The sequence below is a fragment of the Pseudoalteromonas sp. JC3 genome, from assembly GCF_030291895.1.
GTDB lineage: Bacteria > Pseudomonadota > Gammaproteobacteria > Enterobacterales > Alteromonadaceae > Pseudoalteromonas.
Genome location: NZ_CP127855.1, coordinates 2,395,751 through 2,409,862, shown reverse-complemented (window position 1 = coordinate 2,409,862; position 14,112 = coordinate 2,395,751). Strand labels below are relative to the sequence as shown.

The following is a 14,112-nucleotide window of genomic DNA, read 5'->3' as shown; positions in this document are numbered from 1 at the left end:
AAAAGATTGTTTGTACACATTTTAATTACACTGCGTTCACAAGTTGCGTATTCAAACATTGAAATTCTTTAGATGCTAATGATTTTATTTTGACTAAATTAACCTAGATAATTTTATTGTTGTTTTTTATGAAGTAATAAAATTTGTTATTTTTAATGCTGTTTGTCTAATTTTGATATTTGAGTTTTATTGAATTAATTTTGGTGTAAATGCTCTATGTACTAATATTCTGAATGTGTGAAAAGTAATTTATCTTAATAATCAGGGGCGGGTTTTTGTTTCTTGAGTTATGTCTTGTGTTATTCGGAATTAAAAAAATGATGGTGTTTACGTTAATGAAATTGTTATTTTTTTAAGTGTGCGAGTTTGTTGTGTAAATTGCGCTATTAAGATAAATGGAATTAAACTTCGTTATTCATTTTTGTTATTTTAACTATGTTTTATATTTCTATTTATTCTAAATGTAAGAGGCCTAAAAGGTGTGGGCATACGTATGTGGGCAAGATTTTTTATGATGAAGTTTTAAGGTTTAAATTATTTTTATAAATTTAATGAATTTATTCTTGAGTTGTCATATTTAATGAATAAAATAGCGGGCGCTATAGAGCTTTTATTCAATATTTTGATTACTGTTACAGTATTTTGCTGTTTTTTATCTATAGCGCTGACTTAAATTAAGGATGAAAAATGAAAAAGCTAATCACCGCACTCGTTGCATTCACCGCATTATCTGTATCTGCTCAAGAAGTAGAAGAGGCGAAAGCACTCGTTACTCAACAGAACATTAAAATTGTTGCCATTGGCCAAAGCGGCTGGGATCCAATTTGGAGAGAGCCTACCTGTAGCATCCAAAAAACGGATGAAGATGCTGTAGGTAATGCTTACATGATCAGTCATTACGACATGTGTTTATGCCAAAACAGTAAAAAAGCGAGCTATCTGATTGAAGATACACAAAGCAACCCTAAGCAAGCAGCGGTTATTTGTTACCTAGAGCAGTAAGCTAGTCAACAGCAGCAGAGCAAAGTACTTGCACTTTACTCTGCTTTTATTACTGGTGTTTCCTTTAAGTTCAAATTAGCTAAATTAACTGATTTTTTGCTTTGGTGTGCTAAATAACCTGAGCTGCGGATAATTAATGCCTTTCTAGCAGCCAGTTTTAGCGCTAACTGCGTTGAATTCACTTCCAATAGCCAGCTATTGGTGCGTAAATTCGCCTTGCCTACAGGATGTAGGTACCTTAGCGAGAGCAGGACGCGGAAGCGGTGTTTTCCCTAAAACTCTCTGGCTAGACAAGGAAAAACTAAGTTGTGCTTTAGCAACAATGAGTTGGAACACTCCTTATCCAAACCTCAGGTTAAATAACTTGCCTAACTTCCAATCGAACTTTACAGCGCTGACGGCCGTTAAGATTAAAACAATCCCAAGTGTTTGTAGTATCGAAATCGTGTGCTCGAATGCAATAAAATCTACAAACAGCGCCACGACCGGATAAATAAAAGAAAGAATAGCGATTAATGTGGTGCTTAAGCGTTGAAACGCATCATACATGATCACATACATAAACCCTGTGTTGACGACGCCTAAGAATAGGATATTGCCCCAGCTCGATGAAGTCTCTGGGAAATGTGCAAAGTCAACCCAAGGCAATAAAAATAAACCGCCCAAAAAGATTTGGATCACAGCAACCACACCGGATGGCACTTGGCTTACCTTTTTTGTCATCAGCGTTGTAATGGTATACAGAAATGCAGCTCCAAGTGCCAGTAGCAGACCAAAAACGGCTTGATTGCTCTCTTGTGCAAAAATAACTGCGACTATTTCTTGATAGGGGATCCCCACAACCAACCATAATCCCACCACAGCGATGGTCAACCATAAAAGGATTGCTTTACTTGGATACTGACGATAAAGCACCGCACTTAATAATACCAACATCAGAGGTTGTAGATGGTATGCGATGATTGAAATTGAAAAAGGAATATAGTCAAACGAGGCGAATAACAGCACCCAGTTTCCGACCAGCGCGATACCGCCGAGCAAGATGGTTATAAAAACGGGACCTTTAAACACCTCTTTTGTCAGTTGCTTTGTTACGAGCACGTATCCAAGAAGGCACAACGCGCCAATAACACAACGTAAAAATACCACGTTCCAATAGGATTGTTGTGCACTGACGACAAAGTATCCTATGGTGCCAGATAGCACCATAGCTATTATCATCTCTATCGAACCTTTTTCTTTATCTGAGCCAAACATTGTTCACACCTTGTCATATTCAATTCTATACTTGCATATTACTTAGGGTTTGCCGTATTGCTAATAGACAATAAAAGGCTAATTTTTCTATTTTCCTAAAAATGAAAGGCAAAAATGCGAAAATTAATTAATAATGAAAAATGGTCGCTTGATGCGATAGATAGCAAGCTTATAGCGCTGTTAGAAAACAACAGCCGAGTGTCTGTTGCTGAAATGGCTCGTGCTGTGAATATGTCTTCACCGAGTGTGAATGAGCGCATGAAACGTATGGAAGAGTATGGGGTAATTAGTAAATACAGTATTGAATTAGACCAAGAAAGCTTTGATTACCCGCTGACAGCGATTGTGCGTATTCGTCAGCATCCCGGTAAACTAAAACAGCTTGAAGCGATGATCCAAAACATTCCTGAAGTGATTGAATGTGACAAAGTGACGGGAGAGGATTGTTTTTATGTGAGGTTGTGTTTTGAGAGTATGCCTAAGCTAGACGAAATTCTGGATAAAGTCTCCACGCTGGGTGATACCCACACATCGGTGGTGAAATCAACAGTAGTCAAACGCAGAAACGTGCCATATCAGATCCGCAAAAGGTAATCGCTAAGTATGGCGAGTAGTAACGTTTTGACGGGATAAGCAATGCACAGCTAAACGTCAACAAATTTATAGTTTGTCACACTTTTTATAGCAATCCTGCCATCAATCTGGTTTTGAGTATGTTAGTATCCGTGCAGCAGTTTTTTACGAGATAGATTATGTTTCAACCAGTTAGCCTCTTTGTTGGGTTAAGATATAGCCGTGCTGCGAAAGGCAATGCATTTATATCGTTTATCTCATTTTTCTCAATTGCGGGTATCGCCCTTGGCTTGATGAGTTTGATCACCGTCAGCTCAGTGATGAATGGCTTTGAGCAAACCTTAAAAGCCGCCATGCTTGATTTGATCCCGCATGTGCAAATTAAGGAAAATGAGCAACTTGATCAAAATAAATTACAAGCCATTGAAAATCATCCTTTGGTTAAGCAAGTTTCGCCATATGTTGCAAGTGACGTAATTCTACAAACCAATCAAGATTTGGTGGGTGTGCAACTTCAAGGACTATTTCAAGGGTATGAAACAGCGTTAGATGACGCCGTACGCGCAGGTAGCTTAACTCGATTGTATGAGCAAAAATACCAAGTGGCGCTGAGTCGCTATTTAGCCAATAAACTTGGCGTCAGCGTTGGTCAACAACTTCGCGTGATCATGCCTGAATTCACCACATACACACCGCTTGGCCGCACACCGACGCAGCGCTTATTCACCGTAGCTGCCATATATGATGGCCAAAGCGAAGCTGACACTTATTTGGCATTTGCCGACGGGAAGAGTTTACAGCGGTTAATGCGCAAGAAGCCAGAGCAATACGACCTTAACATTCATTTATATGATGCCTTTAGTCTGCCTGATTTTTATCAGCAAGCGGATAGTTTGTTACAAGGGCTCGAGATACAGGATTGGCAAACTCAGCAAGGCACATTGTTTGCGGCGGTTGCAATGGAAAAGCGCATTATGTCGCTATTACTTGGCCTTATTGTGATAGTGGCTGTATTTAATATCATTTCAGCGCTGTCTATGATGGTGAGTGAAAAGCAAGGGGAAGTGGCTATTTTGCAAACGCTTGGCTTTACACCACAAATGATAGCTAAAGTGTTTATGGCGCAAGGGATGTATAACGGCATTTTTGGCACACTCATTGGTGTTGCTGGTGGATTATTGCTTTCGAACAATATTAATGAGGTGCTCCACCTCGCAGGCCTTCAGTTGCTTGGTGGCGCTGAACTTCCGGTCAAAATAGAACTAACAGATTTAACGATTATGGCAGTGGGCAGCATATTGCTAAGCTTTTTAGCAACCTTGTATCCAGCTAAACGCGCGTCGAGTGTGCTGCCAGCAGAGGTATTAAGATATGAGTGATTTAGTCATTGACTGCCAAGATTTGGTCAAAAGCTACCAAGATGGTAAAGCCGAAGTAACGGTACTAAAAGGCGTTGATTTATCTGTAACCCAAGGTGAGATGCTTGCCATTGTAGGTAGCTCGGGTTCAGGTAAAAGTACTTTACTGCATATTCTCGGTACCTTGGATAAAGCATCCACCGGCAGTGTAAAAATCAAAGGTGTGGAAGTTGGCAAGCTGTCACGTAAAAAGCAGGCGGAATTTAGAAATAAGCATTTGGGTTTTATCTATCAGTTTCATCATTTGTTGATGGAGTTTAGCGCGGTTGAAAACGTGGCGATGCCATTACTAATTGCCGGTAATAAAGCAAAACAAGCCCGCGAAAAAGCATTACTCATGCTTGATAAAGTAGGCTTGAGTCATCGTGCTGATCATAAGCCTTCAGAGCTTTCTGGGGGGGAGAGACAGCGTGTTGCGATAGCGAGAGCGTTAGTAACAGAACCTGATTTGGTGCTAGCTGATGAACCAACCGGCAATCTTGATAAGCATAATGCGCTAAGGATCTATGACCTCCTAGCTGAACTCAATCAGCAACTAAAAACCAGCTTTGTTGTTGTAACACACGACCTAGAGTTGGCAGATAAGCTTGGTCGTGCAGTGCAACTGGACGATGGCAAAGTAGGTGTGTATCAGCATGCTTAGTTATTTTTTAAGCAAACGTTTTAGAGAGTCTAAACGTCAGCTTGGCTTTATTGGTTTTTTAACCCGTGCTTCTACGCTTGGTGTAATGCTGGGTATGGCAGTATTGATAGTCGCACTTTCTGTGATTAATGGTTTTGAAGAACAATTAGAGCAGCGGCTGTTGTCGGTGGTACCGCAAGTTAGTTATCAAGCACCTTACGACCCTATTCAAGCGTGGCAGCAAAAAGTAGAGATTTTGGAGAGTCAACGTGGCGTCGTAAGCGCGACGGCTGAAATTAACTTAACAGCCATGCTGCAATACAAAGGCACCTTAAAAGCGGCGCAGTTAAAAGGGATCGCACCGAATAGGCATCATACGGTGTCGAGCATAGGTGATTTTATAAAAGGCGCAGAACTAAAGGCACTAAAACCGGGTGAAGTGATCATCGGCAAAGGGATAGCTGACAAGCTTGGCGTCGTGGCTGGTGATAATATCCAGCTCTTGGTTGCTAACAAACATTCGGATAATCCACTCGCTGCGCCAAAGCGATTAACGGCGACGGTGGTGGGGCTTATCGATATGGGCGGGCCACTTGACCAAACATTATCCTTAGTGCCACTTAACGCACTGCAAGAAGCGATGGATTTTAGAGAAGACCAAGTAACGGACTTGCGTGCCAAGGTGAGTGATGTGTTTCAGGCACAGCAAATTGCGACATCAGCGGGCAGGGCATTACCCGATTTAGTGTACGTATCGTCTTGGTTTCGAACGCAAGGTGGACTGTATCAAGATATTCAGATGGTACGCACTATCGTCTATCTCGTGGTATTTCTGATCATCGCTGTAGCGAGCTTTAATATCGTCTCTTCTATGGTGATGGAAGTAAAAGAAAAGCGGGCGGATATTGCCATTTTGAAAACGATGGGTGCACAGGACAGTACGATTTTTTCGACTTTTGCGCTGCAAGGTGTGACGTATGCAGGGATAGGTGCACTGCTAGGCACAGGGATCGGCATTTTTATTGCTATTAATATCCCCGATATTTTTAAAGCCTGGATCAATATGAGTGATACCAATCCGCTTGAAGGCGTCTACTTTATTGAGTACTTACCGAGCAAAATTATTTGGACAGACATTTATATCAGTTTAGTCACGACTTTTGTTATGGCTGTCGTCGCAAGCTTATATCCCGCTTGGCAAGCCACCAAAACGGATCCTGCCAAAGTACTGGGAAATGGCTGATGATGGCAAAAATTTATAGCCGGTAAAACCGGCTATAACAAGTATATATTGGCTGCAGATAGATTAAATTCCCAATAGAAGAGGAAACGTTTGATCAAGTATCAAGATGTTTGCATGTGTTCACATCACTAAAATGTCAAAGTGACTCGCACGGCTGGACAGGCCCTAACCATCAAGCTTAAATATATTTTTTAATACCAATTTGTCTTAATACTAGCTCAATTTGAAGGTGTAAATCTGACGCTACCTGCGTTAAAAATTTCTTATTTAGAACAACTCAATAGCAAAATCTTTGCCTTGCAGATATGGATGTAGGCACCTTGGCGGTAGCAGGATGCAGTAGCGGTGTTATCGACAAAATTTTCTCGCTGCAGAATAGATCACTTAATAAAGCAAATTGATATAAAGCTCCCTTGTCCGCAAACTGTCCGGTGTCCGTCCAAACCCTCTCAATAAAGCCGTTAAATTACATAAATAGCATATAAAACAGTAAGATAAATTATGGCACGCTACTTGTTATTAGTTACTCATAATAATCGCGGACACCCTCTTGTCCGCAAGGAGGTAGCATGATTAAAGATACAAGTGCGCAAGACAAACAAATCGCAAAGAAACGAACCATAAAAAAGCCTGTGCTTGCGTTGTTGGCCGTTGGCATCACCTTAGGTGGATTGACCAGTGCTTGGCCAAGCATTAACACAATTTTATCTGCAGAGCAGACGGTATCGCGGGAGCAAGTACGTCTCGCCACGGTAGTGAGAGGTGATATCAGCGAAGATATTCGTGTTGAAGGGCGTACGCTGGCTGCGAATAATCCCGACTTATACGCCATCGCATCGGGCACAGTAACGCTAAACGTTAAACCCGGTGATGCCATCAAAGCAGGGCAAGCGTTGCTTAGCATAGACAGTCCAGAGCTTACCAACCGTTTACTGCAAGAAGAGGCGACATTTGAACGTTTACAAACGGAAGTTGAGCGCCAACGGATCTCGATTAAACAGCAGCTACTTGATACTAAACAACGCATGGAAATGGCGAAAGTAGACTTAGAAGCGGCAGAGCGGGAAATGGCACGCTCAAAACAAAGCATCGAAAAGCAAATTATCTCAAAATTAGAGCTTGAACAGTCAATGGTTGAACTTAAGCGCGCGCAGCTACAAGAGCGTCACGCCATCGATTCGCTAAAGCTTGAGCAAGAGCGACTTGCGTTTGAGCTAAAAAGTAGCGAGCTGAGCCTAACCAGACAACAGCATATTTTAGAAGAAGTGCAGCGTCAGGTAGCGGCACTTAACATTATATCGCCGTTGTCGGGTATTGTTGGTACGGTGCATGTCCAGCAAAAGCAGTTTGTACAGCGAGATGCGGCACTAATATCCTTGGTTGACCTTTCAGAGCTTGAGGTTGAAGCGCAAATACCAGAAATTTATGCCGACAATCTAGGTGTCGGCATGGCCGCTGAAGTATTTATCAATCAATACCAATACCATGCAAAGCTTGTCGCTATTTCCCCTGAAATCGAAGCTGGCCGTGTCAGTGCGCGAGTACGCTTTGATGAACAACCAAGTGGTCTTCGCCAAAACCAAAAGGTATCTACAAGAATTATCCTGTCGCAAAAGCAAGACGTGCTCAAAGTAAGGCGTGGTGCATTTGTTGAAACTGGCGCAGGGCGTTTTACCTATACGGTTGTCGGTGAGCAGGCTGATCAAACACCCATTCAGCTCGGTGTAAAAAGTATTTCTGAAGTTGAGATTATCGAGGGCCTGAGTGAAGGACAAGAAATCGTGATTTCAAGTTTAGATCCGTTCAATAACAAAGCGCGAGTGTTACTCGGGAAGTAGCCTCATCTTGCGTACCGAATAAGAATGAGAAGGAATAGACAATGTTAAAAATGAATGAAGTAAGCAAAATTTATCGTACAGATCTGATTGAGACCCATGCGCTCAGCAATGTTAATTTAACCATTGAAGAAGGGGAGTTTATTGCGGTCACAGGCCCGTCAGGATCAGGCAAAACGACCTTTTTGAACATTGCCGGTTTGTTAGAGCGTTTTGAGCGCGGTGACTATTTTCTAGATGGTGAAAACGTTGCCAATCTTAACGATAAAAAGTTGTCTCAGCTAAGAAACGAAAAAATTGGCTTTATCTTCCAAGGCTTTAACCTTATCAGCGACTTATCTTTATATGACAACGTTGAAGTGCCGCTCATTTTTCGTGGGATTAAGGCCAGTGAGCGTAAAAAGCGCATTGAAGAAGCGCTTGAACTCGTTGGGCTTGCAAGCCGAATGAAACATCATCCCGCACAGCTAAGTGGCGGGCAACAGCAGCGTGTGGCTATTGCCAGAGCTTTGGCGGGGAAACCGCGATTCCTTTTAGCGGATGAGCCAACGGGTAACTTAGACAGCTTAATGGCAAGGCAAGTGATGGATTTATTACAAGAAGTGAATCAGGCGGGTACAACATTGATTATGGTAACCCATGACAATGAGCTGGCACGACGAGCGGGTCGTAACATCCAAATTCTTGATGGTGAGCTAACCGACATCACCAAATCTCAGCTAACTGAACTGGCAGTGTAGGAGCTAGCAATGAAAGAGCTAATACTATTAGCTTGGCAGGGATTAAAGCAAAAACCCAAGCTAAGCGCACTGATGGTGATCAACCTTGCAGTTGGGATCACGTTAATGTTGACGATGTCAGCCATTGTAAAACAAAGCAGCAGTGAGGTGATCGGTTATAAGGGAGATCACTTGTACACCGCGGGCCTAAATTTTTTTGATGGCGACCAAGACGTTGTCGATTTTAACCAATTTCCACGCTGGACATATCAAGATGCAGAGGCGCTTAAGCAAGCGGATTTACCATACGAGCATCTATCATTTAACTACACCACAGAGTTTATTGTGGGGCTGGCGGATAACTCAGTTAGACCTATTAGTGTAGAAGCTTCTGGTACAGATAGAGAAATGTTTAGTGTACTAGATGCGCCGTTTATCCACGGAGCTTCTTGGAGTGAACAAAGCCAGCAAAGTGGTGAAGCGGTCGCTGTGATCAGTAAAAACGCTAATGACCATCTTTTTGGTGGGGCGAATTCTGTCGGGCAGTTTATTCAAGTTCAAGGCGAACAAATACAAGTCGTGGGCGTGGTTGATTTGAGCAATTATAAACGTCGTTTCCAAGATTTGAGCTTTAGTAATAATTACAATCACGATGCATTTATCCCGCTAAATTATGCCTATGCGCAAAACTTTCCAAGAACAGGGCAAGTATCGTGTAGAACCGACGATTTATACACCGCAACCAACCCGCGTAGCGGCAGTATCGACATGCTGAAAAGTGCTGAATGTGGTTATTTGACGGTTTGGTTCCAGTACCAAAATGATATGGGGGTGGCACATCTTGCAGAGCTAAAAACTTGGTTGAATAACTATACTGCAAATCAGCAAGTGGTTGGCCGTTTTCAACACAAAAATCTCACCGATTTTTATAGCATGGGTGAGCTCTATATTTTGATCCAGCGTTTTATGGCATGGGAAGCCATTTACCTAACGTTTTCATATTTACTATTTGCCATTTGTCTAGTGAACACTGTGGGGATCCTACTGGCCAAATTCCAAGCCAATCGTAAGCTTATTTCCCTTTACCGAGCCCTCGGTGCAAATCGTGGGGTGATCATGAAAATTCATTTTCTAGAAATTCTCATGCTCACAGTTGCATCTGTGTTGCTTGGTTTTGTACTCGCATTTGCAGGACTCGAGTTGATGTTCCATTTACGTATGTATCAGACGGATTATATGGCATTTGCCGAGCAGGTTCGTCAAATCTATCAGTTTGATGGTGAGCTGGCACTTTTGACCACCATAGGTATTTTCTTGGCGGTTGGGATATCTGGATTATATCCGGTATACCGTAGTAGCCGTGTATCACCAGCTGCAGAGTTAAGGGGGTAAGTATGGCGATTAAACATATTTTAAAACTGATCTTAAAACAAAAAAGTATTGCGCTGTTAATTATTCTACAAATCGCGATCACCGTGATGATTGTCAGCAATACCGCGTTTATCAGCTATGCAACGCTGCAAAACTGGCTAATTCCTTCAAAGTTGGAAGAGCAACAAATTCTCAATGTAACGACGCGTGTGTTTGATACCTCCGTAGACGTGCAGTCACTTATAGAAAAGGATATTCAAGCGATTGAAAATGTGCCAGGGGTCGTTGCCGCATCTTATGCTGGTAGAGAGCTGGTATTAAACAGCTTAGGCCCTGGATGGACTATTTTTAAAGATACCCAACCAGAAACGGATTACAGCGTGTTCGGCTACTTTGGCTTGGATGAAAAAGGGGTAGATGTACTTGGGCTTGAACTCGTTGAGGGGCGGAGATTTTATGCCAGCGAATTTATCAAAGGTGATGAGGCAACAAAAAATGCAGGCGTTATTATGATAAGTGACGACCTTGCCACGTCTTTATTTGGTGGTGACTCTGCCCTTGGGCAGACGGTGTATATTTCAAGACAACGCATTCCACATCAAGTGATTGGTGTTTATAAAGGTAAAATGCTTGGAGAAGGCGCAACATACAATCAACAACACTACAATTCAGGGGTTGTACCTGAGGTCATATGGGGTAACCGTCAACGAGCCAATTATTTAGTCAGGGTTGAAAAAGGTGTGTCTGAGCGAGTGCTAGAAGAAGTTGAAACGGCACTGTATCACACCAGCGGACGAATGGTTGAGCGAGTAGAGTTTGTTGCTAGGGCAAAAAAACGTTTGTGGGATGGCCGTAGCACCTTTGCACTCACCATGGCAGGTATAAGCATCATAGCATGCGTGGTCACCGCGCTTGGTATTGTCGCACTTGTCAGCTTTTCTGTTAGCCTAAGAAAGAAAGATCATGGTGTACTTCGTGCGTTAGGGGCATCTAAAGGCAAAGTGATGTGGTCTTTAATTAAAGAAAATACAATTTTAGTCTTTATCGGTTTAGTGCTAGGCTTTGGTCTCTCGATTTTGCTTTACTATTTTTTGATGAATAATGTTCGCGTGCAAAGTGTGGTAGAGATCCCGTTATTGGTTGGGGTCGCTATTTTTACTTGGCTTGTGAGTACATTGGCAGTGTACCTGCCTGCCAAAGAAGCTGCGAAAGTGTCGCCGGCGCAAGTAACTAAATCCAGTTAATAATAAAAACAACAAAGCCCCGAAAGGGGCTAAATCTACAAATTAGGATCAAAAGCGTTCATGAGTGTATTGGTAATTGACGATAATCCGGATGTAATTCAAGCCATTAAAGTCCTTTTGTTGCTCAATGATATTCCGTGTGAAGGTGTTACCTCTCCGCAGCTGGGCCTAGAGAAGGTTCGTAGCAAACAGTTCGACTTAGTTATTCAAGATATGAATTTTACCCGAGACACCACCAGCGGCGTGGAAGGTAAAGCCCTGTATAAAGCCATTCGAGATTTAGAGCCAGACTTACCCATCATCTTACTGACCGCTTGGACAAATCTTGAAATGGCGGTGGAGCTTATTAAAGATGGTGCGGCAGACTACTTAGCCAAACCTTGGAAAGACCATAAACTCGTCACCTCAGTGAAAAACTTGCTCGAAATGCGAGAACTACAAGAGCAAGTAAGTAGCGCTGCTAATCAGCGCAACGCCAGGTTACAAAAGCTAAAAGCGCAATACGACCTGTGTGGTGTGGTGGTTGCCGATCCTGCCATGTTGAGCTTGCTTGAAATGGCGACGCAGGTTGCGCACTCCGACGCGCCAATTCTGATCACAGGACCAAACGGCGCTGGTAAAGAGAAAATTGCAGAAATCGTGCAAGCCAATAGCAGCTATAAACATAAACCCTTTATTAAAGTGAATGCGGGGGCCATTCCGGCGGACCTCATTGAGGCCGAGTTATTTGGGGTTGAAAGTGGTGCTTATACAGGTGCACAAAAATCGAGGGCTGGACGTTTTGAAGCCGCCGATGGTGGCACTTTGTTTTTGGATGAAATCGGCAACTTGTCTTTGACAGGGCAACAAAAATTGCTAAGGGTTTTACAAAGCGGCGAGTTTGAGCGCGTTGGCAGTAACGTGACCAAAAAGGCGAGCGTTAGGGTGATAAGTGCTACCAACAGTAATTTACCAGAGGCCATTCGCGCAGGTACTTTTAGAGAAGACTTGTATTATCGGATCAATATGATTGAGCTTAAATTGCCGCCACTATCTGAGCGAAAAGAAGATATTGCCGTGTTAGTGGATCACTTTTTACCTAGCAATAAGAGTTTGAGTAACGCAGCAATGAAGCAGTTAAAGCATCATACTTGGCCTGGAAATGTCAGGGAGCTTGAAAACACCATAGGTCGTGCTGTGTTGCTGAGCCCCAGGCAAGAAATTGAGTGTGAGCATTTAGCAATTCAAATACCACAACATGAAGAGCCGCTTGAATATACACAAGCAGATATCGAAGCTGCATTAGACAGCGCTGATGGCGTAGTCAGTAAAGCCGCAAGAAAGCTTGGATTAAGTCGGCAAGCACTATACCGGAGAATGGAGAAGTTTGGTTTAAAATGACGGTGTCTCTTCAAGCAGCGGTGTCTGCATGCCTATTTGTATCACTATTGGTGTTTGCGGCTATTCTATGGCTGGCAGCTTTATTTGCAATACCATTTACTCTGGCAATTCCACTGGGGCTAATTGTTGCGGCGGTAGTAGGCATTGTCGGTATCAGTTACTTTTTCTCTCGCCAACAACGGATCATAGATTGCTTAACGGACGGGATCCGCAGTTTTAAAGATCAAGACTTTTCAGTTCAAATTACGCATTTTGAAAGCATAGAAATGTCTGATCTAATTTTGGAATATAATAGTTTATCGACAACATTAAAAAAGCAGCGCCACGCCACCAGCCAAAGGGAGTTACTACTCGATACTATTTTGCAGGTGTCGCCGGTGTCGATTTTACTGTTAAATCAGTTTGATCAGGTTGTATATGCCAACGACAAAGCCGGCAAGTTACTCAATAACAACAAGTCGTTAAGTGGCCTTGTGCTTCACCATGCCATCGCGAATGCAGATCCTAAGCTGCAAACTATTTTGCTACAAAAAGAATCTGGGTTTGTGACCTTTCAAGCCAATGATGAAAAGCAGAGCTATTACTTTTCAAGGCAGAGCATAACGCTCAACCACCAGCCACATGTATTGTTAATGTGTCAAAACTTATCTAGCGAAATGAGCCGTCAAGAAGTAGGGCTTTGGAAAAATGCGATCCGCCTTATCAGTCATGAACTCAATAATTCATTAGCGCCTATTTCTTCGTTGACTAACTCCGCAAATACGATTGTTGAGCGCAGTGCTAAAGAACAAAATCATACCCTAGTCCAGTTGTTGCCTGATATGCTGGCAACCATTAATCGCCGCACCGAAAACTTGAGTGAGTTTGTCGCTAAATATAGCGAATTTGCGAGATTACCGGCTCCTAATATTTCAGAGCAACCCTTGCAGCCCTTACTTGATACCGTAAATAAGCTTTATGACTTTACTCTGCTGGCACCACTTCCTGTGGAGCGCGCTTTTTTTGATCCCATACAGGTAGAGCAGGTGATGATTAATTTGGTTAAAAACGCCCATGAGTCAGGATCTAAGATAGATGAAATAGGCGTGAAGCTGCTGGTTGATTATCAACGCCTGATAGTCGTGGTTGTTGACAGAGGTGTAGGAATGGAAGAAGAAAAGCTAGCAAACGCAGTACTGCCGTTTTTTTCTACTAAACCCAGTGGCACAGGCATAGGGCTGAGTATTTGTAATGAAGTCGCGATTGCCCATGGTGGACAACTTAAACTCTTTAATCGCGAGAAAGGTGGTCTAATGGTCCAGTTTGATCTACCCCTCGTTGCACCAAAAACATAGCGTTGTAATAACACTTACCCATATCAGGTGGGAGCGGGTTCACCCGCGATCTTTTTGGTTTTAATGCCGTACCTTAGGCGGCGGAAATCATTTGTCGTGATAAATCACGACCCA

General features: G+C 42.7%; 12 protein-coding genes. 11 read left to right on the top strand and 1 reads right to left on the bottom strand.

The genetic code is table 11. The features are described from left to right. Positions 1-687: 687 nt before the first annotated feature. Positions 688-1,002 (top strand): hypothetical protein, encoded by a 315-nt coding sequence (locus QSH61_RS10035; protein WP_010604891.1) that lies wholly within the window; start codon positions 688-690, stop codon positions 1,000-1,002. 339 nt (positions 1,003-1,341) lie between these two features. Here the strand turns inward: QSH61_RS10035 and QSH61_RS10030 are convergent, their stop codons facing one another. Then, complete coding sequence (locus QSH61_RS10030; RefSeq protein WP_206473179.1) at positions 1,342-2,259, bottom strand: DMT family transporter; 918 nt, start codon at positions 2,257-2,259, stop codon at positions 1,342-1,344. 114 nt (positions 2,260-2,373) lie between these two features. On the opposite strand from QSH61_RS10030, the gene QSH61_RS10025 reads away from it, so the two are divergent. The 10 genes from QSH61_RS10025 to QSH61_RS09980 all read left to right on the top strand — a co-directional run bounded on the left by QSH61_RS10025 (position 2,374) and on the right by QSH61_RS09980 (position 13,998). Further along, positions 2,374-2,853, top strand: coding sequence for an Lrp/AsnC family transcriptional regulator (locus QSH61_RS10025; protein WP_174168797.1), 480 nt, complete (start codon positions 2,374-2,376; stop codon positions 2,851-2,853). A 158-nt stretch (positions 2,854-3,011) separates the two neighbouring features. Next, complete coding sequence (locus QSH61_RS10020) at positions 3,012-4,211, top strand: lipoprotein-releasing ABC transporter permease subunit (RefSeq protein ID WP_010604888.1); 1,200 nt, start codon at positions 3,012-3,014, stop codon at positions 4,209-4,211. Next, the gene (gene lolD, locus QSH61_RS10015; RefSeq protein WP_045990679.1) at positions 4,204-4,893 is read left to right on the top strand and encodes a lipoprotein-releasing ABC transporter ATP-binding protein LolD; all 690 of its coding nucleotides are present in this window, start codon (positions 4,204-4,206) and stop codon (positions 4,891-4,893) included. Before QSH61_RS10020 ends, lolD begins: the two co-directional genes overlap by 8 nt. Continuing rightward, positions 4,886-6,115, top strand: a complete 1,230-nt coding sequence (locus QSH61_RS10010) for a lipoprotein-releasing ABC transporter permease subunit (RefSeq protein ID WP_010604886.1) — start codon at positions 4,886-4,888, stop codon at positions 6,113-6,115. The genes lolD and QSH61_RS10010 overlap by 8 nt, the downstream gene beginning before the upstream one ends. 569 nt (positions 6,116-6,684) lie before the next feature. Continuing rightward, the gene (locus QSH61_RS10005; protein WP_174168800.1) at positions 6,685-7,953 is read left to right on the top strand and encodes an efflux RND transporter periplasmic adaptor subunit; all 1,269 of its coding nucleotides are present in this window, start codon (positions 6,685-6,687) and stop codon (positions 7,951-7,953) included. Between the two features lie 41 nt (positions 7,954-7,994). After that, a complete protein-coding gene (locus tag QSH61_RS10000) occupies positions 7,995-8,690 on the top strand; it encodes an ABC transporter ATP-binding protein (protein ID WP_010604884.1) in 696 nt (231 codons plus the stop codon). A gap of 9 nt (positions 8,691-8,699) precedes the next feature. Then, complete coding sequence (locus tag QSH61_RS09995) at positions 8,700-10,061, top strand: ABC transporter permease (protein ID WP_174168801.1); 1,362 nt, start codon at positions 8,700-8,702, stop codon at positions 10,059-10,061. Between the two features lie 2 nt (positions 10,062-10,063). Next, positions 10,064-11,284: an ABC transporter permease gene (locus QSH61_RS09990; RefSeq protein ID WP_174168802.1), complete on the top strand. Its 1,221-nt coding sequence runs from the start codon at positions 10,064-10,066 to the stop codon at positions 11,282-11,284. Positions 11,285-11,344: 60 nt separating this feature from the next. Then, the gene (locus tag QSH61_RS09985) at positions 11,345-12,664 is read left to right on the top strand and encodes a sigma-54-dependent transcriptional regulator (protein WP_174168803.1); all 1,320 of its coding nucleotides are present in this window, start codon (positions 11,345-11,347) and stop codon (positions 12,662-12,664) included. Beyond that, on the top strand, positions 12,661-13,998 hold the full coding sequence (locus QSH61_RS09980; protein WP_206473181.1) for a sensor histidine kinase: 1,338 nt from the start codon (positions 12,661-12,663) through the stop codon (positions 13,996-13,998). Before QSH61_RS09985 ends, QSH61_RS09980 begins: the two co-directional genes overlap by 4 nt. Positions 13,999-14,112 lie beyond the last annotated feature (114 nt).

Excerpts from the sequence above, each read along its gene's own strand:
- QSH61_RS10035 (WP_010604891.1), top strand. The coding sequence starts at position 688 with ATGAAAAAGCTAATCACCGCACTCGTTGCATTCACCGCATTATCTGTA.
- QSH61_RS10030 (WP_206473179.1), bottom strand. The coding sequence starts at position 2,259 with ATGTTTGGCTCAGATAAAGAAAAAGGTTCGATAGAGATGATAATAGCT.
- QSH61_RS10025 (WP_174168797.1), top strand. The coding sequence starts at position 2,374 with ATGCGAAAATTAATTAATAATGAAAAATGGTCGCTTGATGCGATAGAT.
- QSH61_RS10020 (WP_010604888.1), top strand. The coding sequence starts at position 3,012 with ATGTTTCAACCAGTTAGCCTCTTTGTTGGGTTAAGATATAGCCGTGCT.
- lolD (WP_045990679.1), top strand. The coding sequence starts at position 4,204 with ATGAGTGATTTAGTCATTGACTGCCAAGATTTGGTCAAAAGCTACCAA.
- QSH61_RS10010 (WP_010604886.1), top strand. The coding sequence starts at position 4,886 with ATGCTTAGTTATTTTTTAAGCAAACGTTTTAGAGAGTCTAAACGTCAG.
- QSH61_RS10005 (WP_174168800.1), top strand. The coding sequence starts at position 6,685 with ATGATTAAAGATACAAGTGCGCAAGACAAACAAATCGCAAAGAAACGA.
- QSH61_RS10000 (WP_010604884.1), top strand. The coding sequence starts at position 7,995 with ATGTTAAAAATGAATGAAGTAAGCAAAATTTATCGTACAGATCTGATT.
- QSH61_RS09995 (WP_174168801.1), top strand. The coding sequence starts at position 8,700 with ATGAAAGAGCTAATACTATTAGCTTGGCAGGGATTAAAGCAAAAACCC.
- QSH61_RS09990 (WP_174168802.1), top strand. The coding sequence starts at position 10,064 with ATGGCGATTAAACATATTTTAAAACTGATCTTAAAACAAAAAAGTATT.
- QSH61_RS09985 (WP_174168803.1), top strand. The coding sequence starts at position 11,345 with ATGAGTGTATTGGTAATTGACGATAATCCGGATGTAATTCAAGCCATT.
- QSH61_RS09980 (WP_206473181.1), top strand. The coding sequence starts at position 12,661 with ATGACGGTGTCTCTTCAAGCAGCGGTGTCTGCATGCCTATTTGTATCA.